We start from the raw sequence: 17,556 nt of genomic DNA on the forward strand, positions 1-17,556 counted from the left end.
TGTTAAGCTTGTTTTTGCGCAATAATTGCTACCCAGTCTTCCATAAGCGTTACTTCTTGAATAACAAAGCCCGCTCCCGTTAACGCTTTTTTGACATCTTCTTTTTTCGCACTAATAATACCTGATGTAATAAACATGCCTCCTGGCTTTAATACCTTTGCAGCATCGTCTACAAAACGAACGATTACTTCAGCTAGAATATTCGCCACAACAATGTCAACCGGTCCTTCTATACCTTGCAATAAGTTGTTTTGACCTACTGTTACGACGTTCCCAACTTGATTCAGTTCAATATTTTCGCGGGCAGAACGTACGGCTACTTCATCAAGGTCTAGAGCTTGTACATTACTTGCTCCTAACAGAGCTGCGCCAATACTTAGCACTCCTGAACCTGTACCCACGTCGATAACAGTATCTCCTGCTTTCACTGTTCTTTCCAATGCTTGAAGAGACATAACCGTCGTTGGATGCGTACCTGTACCAAAAGCCATTCCGGGATCAAGCTCGATAATCAATTCATCTGTGCTTACTTTTTCATAGTTTTCCCAAGTTGGTACAATCGTAAAACGCTCTGAAATTTTCACGGGATGGTAATATTTTTTCCAAGCAGTGGCCCACTCTTCCTCGTTCACTTCACTGATCGTAACTTTGTTAGCTCCTAAATCAAAGTCGTAAACAAGCAGTCCATTAATTTCTTTTTTAATACCATCCACAGTTTCTGCTAAAAAGCTGTTAACTGGAAGGTATGCTTTAATCACTACACCTTCTTCTGGATAGTCTTCTACGTTTAAATCGTAGATTTCACCAAAAGTTGTATCTCTGTCCTTCACTAAATCAGCAGGATCTTCAATGACTACCCCGCTAGCTCCTGATTCATGTAAAATATGAGAGATGGGTTCAATTGCTTCTTGCGCTGTATGAATACAAATTTCAGACCATTTCATTGCTACCAACTTCATCCTTTCTGCCTTCAGTAATATAGGATTTTAAATATGAACATGACAGATGACAGGTTGGCAAAGTACCTTTACCAACCTGTCTCTGTTTACTATGAAAGACAATTATTCTCCTTTAATTGCTCGTTTTACTTTTGCAAAAAAGGAATCATGCTGCTCATCAACGGCTTCTTGACCGCTCAGTTCAGCGAACTCACGCAATAATTGTTTTTGTTTTTCTGATATTTTTGTTGGAGTTACAACTCGAACGTGAATATGCTGATCTCCTTGACCATACCCTCGTACGTTTGCCACACCTTTTCCTTTTAAACGGAATTTCGTCCCCGTTTGTGTACCAGCAGGAATCTTCAGCTTCACCTTGCCATGTAGAGTTGGTACTTCTACTTCATCACCTAGCGCTGCCTGAGCAAACGTTAAAGGCATTTCGCAGTAGATATCGTCTCCATCACGTTCAAAGAATTCATGAGTGCGCACGTGGAACACTACGTATAAATCTCCCGGAGGACCACCATTTACCCCTGGTTCTCCTTGAGCACTAACGCGCAGCTGTTGACCATCATCTACACCAGCTGGAATTTTAACATTAATTTTACGTCGTTTTGTTACTTTACCGTCACCATGGCAAGTTGCACATTTGTCTTTAATGATTTTTCCCGTACCATTACAATGATGACACGCACGTCGATTTACCACGCGGCCAAACGGCGTGTTTTGTTCAACGTTTAACTGACCTGAACCATTACAGTGCGAACATGTATCGACTTTTGTACCAGGTTTTGCACCTGAACCGTGACATGTTTCACACGTTTCTTCACGTGGAATTTCAATTGTTGTTTCTTTTCCGAAAACAGCTTCTTCAAAAGAAAGTGTCATCGTGTATTGTAAATCGGCACCTTGTCTCGGAGCATTAGGGTCACGTCTGCGACCACCACCACCAAAGATCGAGCTGAAAATATCTTCAAAGCCGAAGCCGCCAAAGTCTGAGCCGCCTCCACCAAAGCCGCCAAAGCCTTGATTTGGATCAGTATGACCAAATTGATCGTATTGTGCTTTTTTTGGTCATCACTCAATACTTCATATGCTTCTTTTACTTCTTTAAATTTGTCAGCAGCATCTTCCGCTTTGTTAATATCTGGATGATATTGTTTAGAAAGCTTGCGGTATGCTTTTTTTATTTCATCTTTTGTAGCGCTCTTACTGATACCGAGTACTTCATAGTAATCTCGCTTACTCATCAATACTCACTCCCGAATCGTTTCACATAAACGTAATTGTATCATTATTAATAATTCCATAGCAACATAAAAGTTACTTTCTATTGCTCCCGTGCACGCAGAGAGCCAAGTGAAAAACTTTCCCTTTCGCTTTTCCACGTTAAAAAAGTCAAAGCCAAGAAATAAGCTTGACTTTGACTTTTTAACAAGATGTGAATGACACCATGGCGTCATTCACGTTAGTCGTCAAGATGCATTATTTTTTGTCGTCGTTTACTTCTTCAAACTCTGCATCTACAACATCATCATTTTGAGCGCCTTGTTCACCTGCTTGCTGAGCTTGTTGAGCTTGCTCATACAATTTTACAGTTAACGCTTGAACGATTTCTTGAAGTTCATCTTTTTTCGCTTTGATTTCTTCAAGGTCATTCTTTTCAATCGCAGCTTTTAAAGCATCTTTTGCTTCGTTAGCTTTTGTTACTTCAGCTTCTTCTACTTTTCCTTCAAGATCTTTTAATGTTTTTTCAGTTGTAAACACTAATTGATCTGCTTCATTGCGTAGTTCCACTTCTTCTTTACGTTGCTTATCAGCATCTGCGTTTTCTTCCGCTTCTTTTACCATGCGGTCGATTTCATCATCTGATAAACCTGTTGAAGATTTAATTGTAATAGCTTGCTCTTTGTTTGTACCTAAATCTTTTGCACGAACGTTTACGATACCGTTTTTGTCAATATCGAATGATACTTCGATTTGAGGTACTCCGCGTGGTGCAGGTGGAATGTCAGTTAACTGGAAACGACCTAGCGTTTTGTTGTCTGCAGACATTGGACGCTCACCTTGAAGAACATGAATATCTACAGCCGTTTGGCTATCTGCGGCCGTTGAGAATACTTGTGATTTACTTGTTGGAATCGTCGTATTACGCTCAATTAGCTTTGTAAATACGCCACCCATTGTTTCGATACCTAGTGATAAAGGCGTTACGTCTAGTAATACAACGTCTTTTACATCACCAGTTAATACGCCACCTTGAATTGCTGCACCAAGTGCAACTACTTCATCAGGGTTTACACCTTTGTGAGGATCTTGACCAGTTTCTTTTTTGATTGCATCTTGTACCGCTGGGATACGAGTTGAACCACCAACTAAGATTACTTTATCAAGTTCGCTTGCAGAAAGGCCTGCATCTTTTAAAGCTTGACGCACAGGAGCCATTGTACGCTCTACAAGGCCTGCTGATAACTCGTCAAATTTAGCACGTGATAAAGATACCTCTAAGTGAAGAGGACCAGCTTCTCCAGCAGTGATAAATGGTAAAGAAATTTGTGTAGATGTTACGCCCGATAAATCTTTTTTCGCTTTTTCAGCCGCATCTTTTAAACGTTGAAGCGCCATTTTATCTTTGCTTAAATCAACGCCGTTTTCTTTTTTGAATTCAGCGACTAAATAGTCGATGATTACTTGGTCAAAGTCGTCACCACCAAGGCGGTTGTCACCTGCAGTTGCGCGAACTTCAAATACGCCGTCGCCAAGTTCTAGAATAGATACGTCAAACGTACCGCCACCAAGGTCATAAACTAAAACTGTTTGATCTTCATCTGTTTTTTCTAATCCGTATGCAAGTGCTGCTGCAGTAGGCTCGTTAATAATACGTTCTACTTCTAAACCAGCAATTTTACCAGCATCTTTTGTTGCTTGACGCTCAGCATCATTAAAGTAAGCAGGAACTGTGATAACAGCTTTTGTTACAGGCTCACCTAAATACTCTTCAGCATAACCTTTTAAATGTTGAAGAATGATAGCTGACATTTCTTGAGGCGTGTATTGCTTGCCTTCAGCTTCAACCTTATGGTCTGTACCCATATGACGTTTAACTGAAATAATTGTGTTAGGGTTTGTAATAGCTTGACGTTTCGCTACTTCCCCAACTTGACGCTCACCGTTTTTGAATGCCACAACTGATGGCGTTGTACGGTTTCCTTCTGGATTTGGAATTACTTTTGGTTCGCCGCCTTCTAATACAGCGACACAAGAGTTAGTTGTACCTAAATCGATACCAATGATCTTACTCATTGACAATGACCTCCTTCATAATATGTAGTGTTATTGATTCACTTTAACCATCGCAGGGCGGATGATTTTATCTTTTAATTTGTAACCTTTTTGAAGCTCTTCTACTACCGTGTTCGGTTCGTATTCATCGTCCTCTACTTGCATCACTGCCTGATGCTCGTATGGATCGAATGTTTTCCCAACTGACTCAATTGCTTCAACACCTTCTTTTTGAAGTGCCTCTACCAATTGACGGTATACCATTTCTACACCTTGCAGCACAGATTTAGTTTGTTCGTCCGCTGTGTTAACTTGTAATGCACGTTCAAAGTTATCAAGTGCTGGTAAAATATCCGCAACCAATGATTGAGCACGGTATTTTTGAGCAGCTTCTGCGTCGAGACGTGAACGACGACGGAAATTATCGAAATCAGCTTGTAGACGTAAGTAGCGATTCTCTTCTTCTTCAAGCTGTTGCTTTAATTGATCATTTTCTTGTTGAAGAGGGTTTACTTCCTCAGACGCTTCAGCTTCAGTTGCTTCAGCAGCCTCTGTTTGAACTTCTTCAACCACTTCTTCGTTTTGTTCTTCTACTTGCTTTTCGTTTGACAATTCATTCACCTCCCTTAAATGTTTACACACATTTTCACATTTTAAACAACGATTTTTATTTTATCACAGGGAAAGGATGGAAGTAATATATTCCACCCGATTCCTTTATTCTTTATACAAGTTTGTTAACACTTGAGACATATCTGATGACAGCAGTGTAAGCAAACTAATTACACGTGCATATTCCATGCGGGTCGGTCCCAGTATAGCAATTGTGCCGAGCTGTTCGTGACCAAAGGAATAACTAGCTGTAATTAAGCTGCACCCTACCATTTCATTCAATTTATTTTCATGACCAATTTTCACATGTATGCCAGCTTCATTTGGGCTTAACAGCTTATAAAACTGCTGTTCATGTTCAATAATGTTAAACAGCCCGCGAATTTTATTAAGATCATGAAATTCCGGCTGAGCAAACATATTCGTTTTGCCGCCAACTACTAATTTGCCATTCATGTTGAGCTTTAATGCATCATTGAGTATATCCATCGTCTGCTCATACCCTTGAATATGGCTTTTTAAGAGCGTCGCTACTTCTTTGTACATTTTATCATGTAAATCAGTAATGCGAACGCCGATGAGCTTTTCGTTTAAAATGTTAACCATTTTTTCAATATCGGAAGGTTGAATACTGCTCGGCAGCGTAATCGTCCGACTTTCAACGTGTCCTGTATCGGTCACAATAATGGCAACAGCTGACTGAGCCGTTAAAGGTAAAATCTGCAGCTGTTTTAACTTATGGCTGACCGCTTTTGGTCCTAGCACAATAGACGTTAAACTCGTTAAATCAGATAAAATTTGCGCTGACTTTTGAACGAGCTGCTCCAGTTCTACAATGCGTTCAGCGAATACCGAACGTACCGTCGAAACGTCGCTTGCTTTCAAGTGCTGCGGGGACACTAGATGATCAACATAATAACGATAACCTTTCTCAGACGGAACGCGCCCTGAAGAAGTATGAGTTTTTTCAATAAATCCAAGTTCTTCTAGGTCTGACATCTCATTACGAATCGTAGCCGAACTAAAATTAAACTCTTCTTTCTTAGATAATGTTCGAGAGCCTACCGGCTGCGCAGATCGAATGAAATCATCAATAATGACTTGTAGAATTAATAACTGTCGATCAGTAAGCACGCTTCATCACCTCTGTTAGCACTCTAAAACTCTGAGTGCTAAATCTAATAATAAATTACCAAATCACTATAGCGATGTCAACGATTTGATATTAGATTATCCCAATAAAGGCTTGAAAAACTTCATTCCCCAAAAATCGACCATTGTGTGTTAAAAAGACTGAGCTATTGTCTTCACCCAAAAGTCCTTTCTCTTTGTATTCTTGAATAGGTTCTCCAAATACATCTTTTAATTCTCGATTGAATTTTTTCTTAAACTCCTCTTTTGAGACTCCTTTCGTTTTACGAAGGCCCAAAAACATTTCTTCTTCCATTTTTTCAGCCTCGGTCACGCTCACTTCATTGAGATATGCATTTCCTTTTTGCTCGACTGAATCAATGTACTTTTTTAATGGTCCAATATTTGCTCGTCTTATTCCGTCTATATAGCTATGTGCGCCTGCGCCAATTCCGTAATAATCGTCGTTGTTCCAATAGGTTAGATTATGAATACTCTCGTAGCCTGGCTTTGCGAAATTACTGATTTCGTATTGATGAAAACCTTGTTTGTCCATTTCTTTCATAAGCAGCTCATACATAGCTGCTTCTTCTTCTTGAGCAGGCAGCGGCAGCTTTCCTTTATTCATTAAATTATAAAATACCGTTTTAGGTTCAATAATCAACGAATAGGCAGACATATGCTCTACCTCTAATGAAAAAGCGGTTTGAAGCGTAGAAGAGAAATCAGCTACCGTTTGTTCCGGCAGGCTATAAATTAAGTCTAAGCTTATATTCGACATTCCAATCTTTCTCGCTTGCTCAACACAATCAAATACCTGTCTATTTGAATGCACACGTCCAATTTTCTCCAATAATCTTTCATTAAACGTTTGTACACCAATGCTTAAACGATTCACACCATAATCATGGAGAAGCTGAAGCTTTTCTTTTGTCAATTCATTCGGATTCGCTTCAAATGTAAACTCACCTTTTTCGTCATAAGGGAGATACATACGAATGGATTCTAAAAAATACTCCAGCTGCTGTTCATCTAAGGCTGTGGGCGTTCCACCTCCAACGAATATCGTGTTTAAATTGGTCGTTGGATAATGTTCAACTGTTTGTTTCATTTCTTCTCGCATGCTTTCCAAATACGGCATAACGGGCTGATTTTTGAAAAACACTTTATTAAAGTCACAATAGTGACAAATATGATGACAAAACGGGATATGCAGATATGCTGCCTTCACCATGGACTTCCACCTCAATCACATTTATAAATGATAAAAATACCGCAGAGAGATTCTGCGGTATTTTTATCTATGTTCGTTCACACTTATTTACAGCGTTCAAAACTCTTTATTATCGTATCAGATTAGCTTGATTTTCAAAACTAATTTGACATGTTAAATAATAGAATTTCAGCTATTAATCTTCGTCCATGCGAAGCACAGCCATGAATGCTTCCTGCGGTACTTCAACAGAACCGACCTGCTTCATACGTTTTTTACCTTCTTTTTGTTTTTCAAGAAGTTTACGTTTACGAGAGATATCTCCTCCGTAACATTTTGCTAAAACGTTTTTACGAATGGCTTTAATTGTTGAACGCGCCACAATTTTTTGACCGATTGCCGCTTGAATCGGCACTTCAAACTGTTGACGTGGAATAAGCTCTTTAAGCTTTTCTACAATGACTTTACCACGATCGTAAGCCGAATCTCTATGCACGATAAAGGACAGTGCATCGACCGTTTCGCCGTTTAAGAGAATATCCATCTTCACAAGCTTCGAAGGCTGATATCCAATAAGCTCGTAATCAAACGATGCGTAGCCTTTTGTATTTGATTTTAATTGATCAAAGAAATCATATACAATTTCAGCTAGTGGAATTTCATATACAATACTCACGCGATTAGCATCCAAGTACTGCATATCAATAAAGTTGCCTCGCTTCTTCTGACAAAGCTCCATCACAGCACCAACATAATCGTTTGGTACCATCATCGTTGCCTTCACATACGGTTCTTCCACGCGTTCAATCTTTTGTGGGTCCGGCATATTAGACGGGTTATCTACAGACAGATGAGTCTCGTCTGTTAAATACACGTCATAAATAACGCTTGGAGCTGTTGTAATTAAATCAATTTTAAATTCGCGCTCAATACGCTCTTGGATAATTTCCATGTGAAGCAACCCTAAGAATCCACATCGGAAACCAAATCCTAAGGCCTGAGACGTCTCTGGTTCAAACTGAAGTGCAGAGTCATTTAGCTCTAGCTTTTCTAGTGCTTCACGAAGATCGTTATACTTCGCGGTATCAATCGGATACAGCCCGCAGTATACCATTGGATTCAGACGACGATAACCAGGAAGAGGTTCACTTGCTCCGTTTTTAGCAAGAGTAATCGTGTCCCCTACTCGCGTATCTCCAACGTTTTTAATAGCTGCTGTTAAAAACCCTACGTCGCCAACAGAAAGTTCATCTTTAGCAACGGCTTTTGGCGTTAACACACCTAGCTCCGTTACCTCAAACTCTTTTCCTGTTGCCATCATTTTAATTTTGTCGCCTACTTTTACTCGTCCCTGTACGATACGAATGGATGCAACTACACCTCGGTATGCATCATAAAATGAATCAAAGATTAGTGCTTGAAGCGGTGCATCTGGATCCCCTTCAGGAGCAGGAACTTTTTCAACAATTTGTTCTAAAATTTCTTCGATACCAATTCCTGCTTTAGCTGAAGCTAATACAGCTTCCGACGCATCTAATCCAATTACATCTTCAACCTCTTGGCGCACTCGCTCTGGCTCTGCACTCGGCAGGTCAATCTTATTAATGACAGGTAAAATTTCAAGGTTGTTATCAAGCGCTAAATATACGTTTGCTAGTGTTTGAGCTTCAATACCTTGAGCTGCATCTACTACTAGAATTGCACCTTCACACGCGGCTAAACTTCGCGACACTTCATATGTAAAATCGACGTGTCCCGGTGTATCAATTAGATGAAAAGTATACTCTTCTCCATCTTTTGCTTTGTATTGAAGCTGCACAGCATTTAATTTAATGGTAATTCCACGTTCACGTTCTAAATCCATCGAATCTAAAAGCTGAGCTTTCATTTCTCGCTGTGTTAACGCATTTGTTTTTTCTAAAATACGGTCCGCTAATGTTGACTTACCGTGGTCTATATGAGCAATAATCGAAAAGTTTCTGATTTTCGATTGTCGTTTCAATCTTGCTTCTCTATCCATATTTTTTTCACTCCTACTGAAAATCGGCAAAATACACTAAATTAAATTATAACAACACATTCGTCAACATTCAATAAGCATTCCATTGGGGATTTTCCCATACAAAAAAGCAGAAAGAGATTCTGCTTTTAATTAAGAAGATGATGGATAGCCTTAAAAGCTTTTCCTATTGTACTTTTCACGCCTTCCGCTAGACTTTGACCTAGCGAGGAGAAAAAGTTAAAAGCCTTTCGTTTTTCTAGAAACTGCTGTTTTTCATCAATGTTCACGACTTTTTTTGAACCTAAAACAGCAGCTTCCACCTGACCATCTGACGTTTTAGACACATTAATAACATGTTCAATCGAAGGATCATTATATCCCTTCATTTTAATCAACCCTTGCTGAGCCGTCTGCATCCCTAAAAATACGACGCACAGTAAAAAAATGGTTAGTACTACTGATTTTAAAGTAAATTTAATCATATTATTAGGCCCCTTACTTCTTTATCTTCTGTAGTACTAACCATTATGACTATATTCTGAAGAACTCATTCATCTAAAAGCGTATTAATGAGTATATGCCCCAAAGTTCTCTTGATCCACTTCATGATGCAAAGCAGCGTTAAGTCCTCCTGCAACTACATTAGCCATATCTTCAATAAACATATCCACTTCTTTTGGCGTAACCATCAAATTATGGCCTAAAGGTGCAAGCACTTCATGAATAAGACGTCTTTTTTCTTCATCGGGAAGGGTGCCAATCATACCGAGATACGTTTGACGCTGCTCTTCATTGGGTAAATCATCCTCCGTGAGCTTCTTTTTTTCTCCAAACGTCATACCGGACGGAAGCAGCGACTTAGACGGCTTTCCCTGCTCTTTCATTTCTCGGCCAAAATGTTTTAAGATAAAGTCAATTGTATCGCTTGTAATGGAAACAGCATCCACTACCGTTGGAATACCTATTGCAATAACTGGAATGCCAAATGTTTCATAACTGATTTCTTTGCGCTTATTTCCAACCCCAGACCCCGGATGAATACCTGAATCTGAAATTTGAATGGTAGCATTTACCCGTTCAATCGAACGAGCGGCCAGCGCGTCGATTGCAATGATAAAATCTGGATTCACTTTCTTTACAACGCCAAAGATAATATCACTTGTCTCAATACCCGTCATTCCCATTACTCCCGGAACAATGGCGCTAACGGGTCTAAAGCCATCTTGCACGCTTTCAGGCTGTAACTCAAACAAATGTCTTGTAATCAACAAATTATCTACTACCTTTGGTCCAAGCGCATCTGGTGTAACACTTAAGTTTCCAAGACCCACTACAAGACAGCTAGCATCATCTGGAATGTTGAGGCTTTTAATAAAAAAATTCAGCTCTTTAGCAAATACTTCTTCCATGGCCTCTTGCTTTTCAGTATCCTGCTCGCGAATACCTACCGATTCAAGGGTTACATATCGGCCTTTTTTCTTACCGATTGCTTCTGCGCCCTCTTCCGTAATTTCTACCATTGAAATTTTGACACCTTGTTCTTCTTTTTCTTTTACAATTACGCCTTTGATTTCTGACTGGTTATTCGGTTTAGGCTGATTTTCTAACGCTATGTCTTTTGCTTCGACAGCTAAATCCGTGCGCACGCTATATTGACTTAAATCAAGTTCTTTTTCCATTTCTTAACCTCCTAGACAATCTTTGTTGAAATTATTGTCACCGAGGACTGGCAGATTCATGCATTTAAGAAATGAAAAGTGGAAGGAAGGGCGCAATATCAGCTACAAGCTTTTAAAGAGAGCTCTGTCATATAAAATTCCTTGTCAAGGCTATTGCATTCTGTCCTTGTGTTTGATAAAATATCTTTTGTTCTTATTGTGAAGAATGTCGAGTTCTATATAATCTCGATTGTTATCATTTCGGGAGGTGAAACGGATGCCAAACATTAAATCAGCTATCAAACGTGTAAAAACTACTGAAGCTCGCCGTGCTCATAACATTCAAGCTAAATCAGCTATGCGTACTGCAATCAAAAACTTTGAAGCTTTAGTTGAAAACAACGATGTAGATAACGCAAAAGCAGCATTTGCTGTTGCTTCTAAAAAATTAGACAAAGCTGCACAATCTGGTATTATCCACAAAAATGCTGCAGCTCGTCAAAAATCTCGCTTAGCAGTAAAACTTAACGGTTTATCTGCATAATTGAGACAAAAACGATCCCATTAGGATCGTTTTTTTATTGCGCTCTTTTTAATAAAAACAGCTGTAAAATAAGCGCTTTATCCATTTTCCCCGTCTTCATTTCATAATCTGCCTCTGCTAAATCCTTTAAAATTTCTTTAAGCTGCTGTTCCTCAAAACTTCTGCTCTGCTGCAAAGCAATTTTCACACGAAAAGGATGAACCTTAATCGTTTGAGCAATTTGCTGCTGACCGTACCCTTGACTAGACAGCTGCTTCGTATGATAAATCAAACGAAACTGCGTCGCTAACAAAGATAAAATTTTAATAGGCTCTTCGTTATTACGCAGTAAATCCTGATACATATTTAAAGCAGTAGAAACCTTTCGCTGAATAACAGCGTCAATAAGCGTAAATACATTTTGTTCAAGCGTTTTTGCCACAAGCTTAAGCACAACTTCTTTTGTAATGACTCCGCCTTGTCCAACGTATAACACCATTTTTTCAATTTCATTTGTCACAAGCGTTACATTAAGACCCACAAGCTGAATAAGCAGCGTCACAGCATCTTCATCCATATTCACTCCATCTTTTGAAAGTAAATTATGAATCCACTGCTTCATTTCTTTTTCACCAAATTCGTTCGCTTCGATGTAAGCTGCTTGTTTTTTTAATAATTTTGTTATTTTTTTTCTTTCATCCAGCTTTTCATAAGGGGCTAGTAGAATTAACGTTGAAAAAGATGGGGGCTGCTCCACATATTGCTGCAGTTTTGCTAGATCATGCTCTACTTTATCTTTCGATTTTTCAGCCGTTAAAAATGCTGCATTTTTCGCAACCACTACACGCTTGTCTCCTAAAAAAGGAAGCGTTTCAGCATCTTCTAGAACTTGATCAATCGATGTTTCTTCTAAATCGTATAGTGACAAGTTAAATTCTTTATCTTCTTCATTTAACGTATAGTCGACGATTTTATCTCTAATCTTTTTACTCATAAATGCATTGACCCCGTGTATTAAGTAAACGGGGGCTATATTATTTTTGGTAATACTTTTTAAGCTATCAACTGCCAACGTATATACGCTCCTCTTTTTTATTCATCTATATTAATTATGTATAGTTACTGATAAACAAAATACAATTTCTATCGTAAAGGTGTTATGAGTTTTTGGCAACAATACAAAAGGAATTGCCTTAAAAAGACAATTCCTCAGTTTATGATAAACATTAACAATATAAGCCCTAGGTTACTTATTTGTTAATGATTAAACCCTTATCTCTATTTTCTCCTCATGCTCATAAAGTATAGTTGTTAACTGTTGTCAGTTTGTGAAAACGCTTTTAAATTGTCTAGATTTTTAAAAAAAGTTAGATTATACTGTAAACAGGAGGGGTGTTAATGAACCAATTTGAAGAAAGTGTCCAAAGTAAACGCAACGACGCTGTCGATTCTGCCGTAGGATTTGGTGTTTCATTTGGCTTTTTCACTGCCTTATTTGTTATTGCAACTGTGATTCACTACTTGGGTTCGTAAAATTGCTTCAAGGCTGCTTCTTAGCAGTCTTTTTTAGTTCGTTTTTCTTACTATAGACTATGGAAGTTGCTGCGAAAACGTTCCTGACTTTTTTGTAAATTCATACATTACCCCACCATTTTCATCCGTTCGATAAATATACACCCCGTAGCTTTTCAGAAGCTCTAATATTTCTTGATGAGGATGACCATAACGATTTTTTTGTCCCGCTGAAACAAGCGCTACTTTAGGATTTAAATGTTGCACAAACTCTTCTGAAGTTGAGGTTTTACTGCCATGATGCCCAACTTTTAATACATCTGCTTTAAGGTTTGGAAAGTCTTTCAATATTCTTTGTTCTCCTTCCTTTTCTAAATCTCCGGTAAATAGCCATCTTAAATTTCCTAACTTAGCGTCTATTACAATTGAGCGGTTGTTGCTCGTTTCTTCGAAACCTGTCGGAGAAATAACCTGAAATAACACACCTCCTTCTTGCCAGCTATCTCCTTGTTGAACAATTTGAACAGGCACGCTTTGTTTTTGAGCAGCGATCACCAAGCCAGTCTCTATGTCATTTAATTCAGCTTTTTTCCCAAGCACCAGCTCTCCGATAGCCACTTGTAAAAATAAATGCTGAGCCGCCCCTGCGTGATCATAATCGCCGTGTGTGATAATCATTTTATCTACCCTTGTTATTCCTTTTGAATGCAAAAAGGGAACAAGTACGTCTTCTCCCACGTCAAAAGAAGAACGACGTTTTTGCCATGGTTCTTTTGGAAATGAAACGGTTCCTCCGGTATCGATCATATACACACCTTTTCGATAAGGAAGCTCAATGATAAAGGAGTCTCCTTGTCCTACATCGACCATTGTGACCGTTCCTTTTGGATTCAAATAAGGATACATACATTGTGCGGCTAACAATGCCACGAGAAGAAACATATAGCGAACGAAAAATTCTCCTTCTTCGACCGCCACAAATAAAGCATAAATGCATAAGTACATGCCCAAAAACAGAACAATGTGGGGTTTTCCCGTTATAAAATCAGCGGGAATCCATTCAAAAAAGCCAAGCAATTTTTCACAAAAAAGTAAAAGAACATGAAGAATTTGCTCCAGCAGTTCACTCACTCCCGGCAAGAGGATACGAACAAAAAGAATGAGCAAACAAAGAGGTAATATAACAAGAGAAAACAGCGGTACAAAAACCATATTTAATGGCAAACTGAGGAGAGATACTCCATAAAAATAGTACAACAATAAAGGAAGTGAACTGACTTGTGCAATCGCTGAAACAACCATGAGCTGGCTGACAGAAGAATGAAAACGAGGTAAAATCGTCTGACTCGATAAAATCAATGCAAAACTAACGGCAAAAGAAAGCTGAAATCCTACATCAAATAAATAGTACGGCTTAAAAAGCAGCATGACCATAAAAGCAAGGCTGATGCTGTCAACCAAAAGAATTTTTCTTTGTATTTTTATCGATATAAGCATCAGCATACTCATAAAAACAGCTCGGACGACTGAAGCGCTGCCACCGGCCAAAACCATGTATACAGGAAGAAGCAAAAGTAAAAGCGTAATGGCTCGCTCGCGCGTCATTCCAATCCGAATGAGCAAATAAAAACACATCGCTGTCAGCAGTCCAACATGAAGACCTGATATGGCAAGCAAGTGTATTAAACCAAATTGCTGATAGCGCTTGATACTCTCTTCTTCGATGCCAGTGCGCTCGCCGTAAATTAGTGCCTGCATAAACCCAGCGCCTGGATCCGACATAGTTTGTTGAATATAATTAATTCCTTTTTGGCGAATAAAGGTAAGGTACGTAAGTGGAGTTAAAGTGGGGAGCTGGCATTTTACCAAATCAAGTCTCTTGACGTTAAGCTGCCAATGAATAGACTGATGGTACAAATATTGCTGATAATCAAATGAATGAAGGTTGCGAGCAGGTGAAGGAGAAGTTAATTGCCCCGCTAGTTGACAAACTTGATGAATCGTTAGCTTTTCGAGCTGCTGTTTCTCTTCCAACGTTTTTAGTTTATAAAAAGCCATGACTTCTTCATTTTGAACCGTAAACTTAAAAGTAAGCTTGTCGCCGTCACTATGCGGCACAGATGAAATTTCGCCTGTAAAAGAAGAAGATTCAGCTAAAAGAATCGTTTTGTTATGCTTATTTGTCCCAGCTAATAGGTAGACGCACAAAACACTCAACAGTGCAGAAGCAATAACCACTTTCCTCGGACATTGTAGCCATTGAAAAATGAAAAGCACGATTAGCAAAAATAGGCTTACAGCGGAATGATTATCATATACATATAAAGCTATCATCATGCTAAAAGCACAATAAATATAATATCCTTTCACTTTTAGCTCCTTTCTTCTTAAAAGAAAGAGGCTTCTTACTGTTACCAAGTAAAAAACCTCTTTTACCTTTAATTTGCCGTAAACAAAGCGAGAGCTTCACGTTGTAAATTCATCACTTCTGCTTCGTCCGCTCCGCTTTTTTCTAAACGAGCGAGAACATCCGTCACAAATTGAAGCTTCTCTTTACTTTTTAAGTCAATGACTGCTTCATCAAGTTCAACTTTTGCTGTTTTCACTCCCGCCTGTTGAAATAACTCAACAGCATACGGATGATTTTTGTAATCATTAGCGTAATATACTGTTTTAATTCCCGCTTGAATAAGGGCTTTACAGCAGTTTAAACACGGAAAATGCGTGACGTATACTTCGGCATCTTCTGTTTTTACACCAAACTTAGCACACTGCAAGAGTGCATTCACTTCTGCATGGACAGTTCTTACACAGTGTCCATCAATCACATAACAGCCTTCGTCAGCACAATGCACGCCTCCGCTGATCGAGCCGTTGTATCCTCCAGCTATAATACGTTTATCACGCACCACTGTAGCCCCAACAGCCAGACGTTCACAAGTGCTTCTTAAAGCTAGCAAATGGCTTTGTGCCATAAAATATTGATCCCATGAAATCCGGTTCATCTCATTCCCTACCTTTTTATTTAAAACTGAATAATTATACTTGTCTCTTTCATAGTGTAGCGTTTCTTTTCCTTTTTCGTCAATAAGTCTCTACTGTACCGTAATTTGAGCTTTGATTTTTTCTAGCGACTTCTCGCCAATACCTGATACTTGCCCCAAATCCTCTACTGTTTGAAACAAGCCATTTTCCTCTCGATATGAAATGATGGCACTCGCTTTTGAAGGTCCAATGCCATTTAACGTTTGCAGTTCATCAGTGTTCGCTGTATTGATATTAACAAGGGGCTGATCGTTTGAAGTTCCTGAGGAAGGGATTGAAGAAACAGGGGATGAAGGTGGGATTTCTTCTCCAACAGCTGGAATGTAAACTGCCATTTCATCTTGTAGCTTGCTAGCTAAATTGAGCTGTCTTAAGTCCGCTTCTTTCGTAGCACCTCCGGCTTGTGCTAGAGCATCTTTTACCCTTGCATCTTTCGGAAGCTGGTATACACCAGGCTTCTGAACAGCTCCTTTAATATCCACCATAACAAACGGGGAATCTTGGCTCGAAATTACTTGATCAGACGACTCTCCTTCTTTTTTTGCAGCAGAAGATTCTGCCTTTATCATATCTGAGGTTTGAAGAGAACTTTCCGGTTTCTCTCCGCCTGTGCGATAAATATAAAAAGCCAATCCAACTGCTAAACAAATGCACCCAATTAGCCATTGTTTTTTTGAAAAAGTCAAATTGTACACTCCTTTGAATTTTGAAGTAACGTCATAAATTCCATTATGTCTTCATAGTGTTTAGAAGAAAAGGCTTTTGAAGGAGGGAATGAATCAGTGAACATAGGGTTTATCGGAACAGGAAACATGGGGAAAATATTAATTGATGCGTTTATTGAATCAAAAGCCGTACGTTCTTCTAAAATTACTATTATGAATCGCACAAAAAAAAGAGCAAAAGAGATTCAACAGCAGCATAAAAAAATTCATGTTGCTGATACAGCTGAAGAAGTTGTTCACGCATCCAAAGTCATTTTTATTTGTGTTAAGCCATTGGATATTCACCCCCTTTTAATAAAATTAGAACCACTGCTGACGAAAGATCACTGCATTGTATCCATTACCAGTCCAATTAGCGTAGAACAAATCGAACGCCTCATTCCGAGTCAAGCAGCTAGAATTATCCCTAGCATTACGAATCGGGCATTAGCAGGTGTTTCTCTTTTCACGTTTGGAGAAAGATGTACGCCTTTTTACCAAAATTATTTACATGAATTATTTTCATCTATGTCAAAGCCTGTGAGTATTGATCAAACGATTACGCGCGTATCATCCGATATCGTAAGCTGCGGTCCTGCATTCTTCAGCTTTTTGCTTCAACGCTTTATTGATGCAGCAGTTCAAGAAACAAATATTTCTGAAGAAGAAGCTACCGTCATGGCCAGTGATATGATTATTGGAATGGGAAAACTGTTGGAAAAAGAAATATTTACGCTTCCTACCTTGCAGGATAAAGTGTGCGTAAAAGGCGGTGTAACCGGAGAAGGTATTAAAGTTTTAGAAGCTGAACTCGGAGAGATGTTTGTGCACGTATTTCAAAAAACACATGAAAAATTTGACGAAGACATTGAGCTTGTTCACAATCAGTTTGATAGTCTTATTCCATAATTTCTGTAGAAATCCTGCTTTGAA

Annotated in this window: 15 protein-coding genes and 1 pseudogene; 3 read left to right on the forward strand and 13 right to left on the reverse strand. The window is 38.9% G+C overall.

Annotation, left to right across the window (positions count from 1 at the left end):
* Nucleotides 1-2 precede the first annotated feature (2 nt).
* The 9 genes and pseudogenes from prmA to gpr all read right to left on the reverse strand — a co-directional run bounded on the left by prmA (nt 3) and on the right by gpr (nt 10,860).
* On the reverse strand, nt 3-944 hold the full coding sequence (gene prmA, locus Q5794_RS23410) for a 50S ribosomal protein L11 methyltransferase (protein WP_013085059.1): 942 nt from the start codon (nt 942-944) through the stop codon (nt 3-5).
* Between the two features lie 117 nt (nt 945-1,061).
* Nucleotides 1,062-2,191 (reverse strand): annotated as a pseudogene (gene dnaJ, locus Q5794_RS23415) (molecular chaperone DnaJ).
* A 235-nt stretch (nt 2,192-2,426) separates the two neighbouring features.
* On the reverse strand, nt 2,427-4,244 hold the full coding sequence (dnaK, locus tag Q5794_RS23420; RefSeq protein ID WP_013059242.1) for a molecular chaperone DnaK: 1,818 nt from the start codon (nt 4,242-4,244) through the stop codon (nt 2,427-2,429).
* A gap of 30 nt (nt 4,245-4,274) precedes the next feature.
* Nucleotides 4,275-4,835: a nucleotide exchange factor GrpE gene (grpE, locus tag Q5794_RS23425; protein ID WP_028411655.1), complete on the reverse strand. Its 561-nt coding sequence runs from the start codon at nt 4,833-4,835 to the stop codon at nt 4,275-4,277.
* Nucleotides 4,836-4,940: 105 nt separating this feature from the next.
* On the reverse strand, nt 4,941-5,969 hold the full coding sequence (gene hrcA, locus Q5794_RS23430; protein ID WP_013059244.1) for a heat-inducible transcriptional repressor HrcA: 1,029 nt from the start codon (nt 5,967-5,969) through the stop codon (nt 4,941-4,943).
* 91 nt (nt 5,970-6,060) lie between these two features.
* Entirely contained in the window at nt 6,061-7,200 is a 1,140-nt protein-coding gene (gene hemW / locus Q5794_RS23435) for a radical SAM family heme chaperone HemW (RefSeq protein ID WP_214984276.1), read from the reverse strand.
* 175 nt (nt 7,201-7,375) lie between these two features.
* Nucleotides 7,376-9,199 (reverse strand): translation elongation factor 4, encoded by a 1,824-nt coding sequence (lepA, locus tag Q5794_RS23440; RefSeq protein ID WP_013059246.1) that lies wholly within the window; start codon nt 9,197-9,199, stop codon nt 7,376-7,378.
* A 128-nt stretch (nt 9,200-9,327) separates the two neighbouring features.
* Nucleotides 9,328-9,663 (reverse strand): DUF3679 domain-containing protein, encoded by a 336-nt coding sequence (locus Q5794_RS23445; RefSeq protein WP_014458177.1) that lies wholly within the window; start codon nt 9,661-9,663, stop codon nt 9,328-9,330.
* 84 nt (nt 9,664-9,747) lie between these two features.
* On the reverse strand, nt 9,748-10,860 hold the full coding sequence (gpr, locus tag Q5794_RS23450) for a GPR endopeptidase (RefSeq protein WP_214984275.1): 1,113 nt from the start codon (nt 10,858-10,860) through the stop codon (nt 9,748-9,750).
* A 256-nt stretch (nt 10,861-11,116) separates the two neighbouring features.
* Here gpr and rpsT point away from each other — a divergent pair, with 256 nt between their 5' ends.
* Entirely contained in the window at nt 11,117-11,383 is a 267-nt protein-coding gene (rpsT, locus tag Q5794_RS23455; RefSeq protein ID WP_013059249.1) for a 30S ribosomal protein S20, read from the forward strand.
* Between the two features lie 34 nt (nt 11,384-11,417).
* Here the strand turns inward: rpsT and holA are convergent, their stop codons facing one another.
* On the reverse strand, nt 11,418-12,434 hold the full coding sequence (gene holA, locus Q5794_RS23460; RefSeq protein ID WP_028410615.1) for a DNA polymerase III subunit delta: 1,017 nt from the start codon (nt 12,432-12,434) through the stop codon (nt 11,418-11,420).
* Nucleotides 12,435-12,760: 326 nt separating this feature from the next.
* On the opposite strand from holA, the gene Q5794_RS23465 reads away from it, so the two are divergent.
* Entirely contained in the window at nt 12,761-12,895 is a 135-nt protein-coding gene (locus Q5794_RS23465; protein WP_013059251.1) for a YqzM family protein, read from the forward strand.
* Between the two features lie 57 nt (nt 12,896-12,952).
* Here the strand turns inward: Q5794_RS23465 and Q5794_RS23470 are convergent, their stop codons facing one another.
* The 3 genes from Q5794_RS23470 to Q5794_RS23480 all read right to left on the reverse strand — a co-directional run bounded on the left by Q5794_RS23470 (nt 12,953) and on the right by Q5794_RS23480 (nt 16,605).
* Nucleotides 12,953-15,244, reverse strand: a complete 2,292-nt coding sequence (locus tag Q5794_RS23470) for a DNA internalization-related competence protein ComEC/Rec2 (RefSeq protein ID WP_214984274.1) — start codon at nt 15,242-15,244, stop codon at nt 12,953-12,955.
* Nucleotides 15,245-15,312: 68 nt separating this feature from the next.
* Nucleotides 15,313-15,879, reverse strand: coding sequence for a ComE operon protein 2 (locus Q5794_RS23475; RefSeq protein ID WP_014458174.1), 567 nt, complete (start codon nt 15,877-15,879; stop codon nt 15,313-15,315).
* Between the two features lie 90 nt (nt 15,880-15,969).
* Nucleotides 15,970-16,605: a helix-hairpin-helix domain-containing protein gene (locus tag Q5794_RS23480; RefSeq protein ID WP_214984273.1), complete on the reverse strand. Its 636-nt coding sequence runs from the start codon at nt 16,603-16,605 to the stop codon at nt 15,970-15,972.
* Between the two features lie 96 nt (nt 16,606-16,701).
* On the opposite strand from Q5794_RS23480, the gene comER reads away from it, so the two are divergent.
* A complete protein-coding gene (comER, locus tag Q5794_RS23485) occupies nt 16,702-17,532 on the forward strand; it encodes a late competence protein ComER (protein ID WP_374988477.1) in 831 nt (276 codons plus the stop codon).
* Nucleotides 17,533-17,556: the final 24 nt, after the last annotated feature.

The sequence above is a fragment of the Priestia megaterium genome, from assembly GCF_041941685.1.
In the GTDB taxonomy this organism is placed as follows: Bacteria; Bacillota; Bacilli; order Bacillales; family Bacillaceae_H; genus Priestia; species Priestia megaterium_C.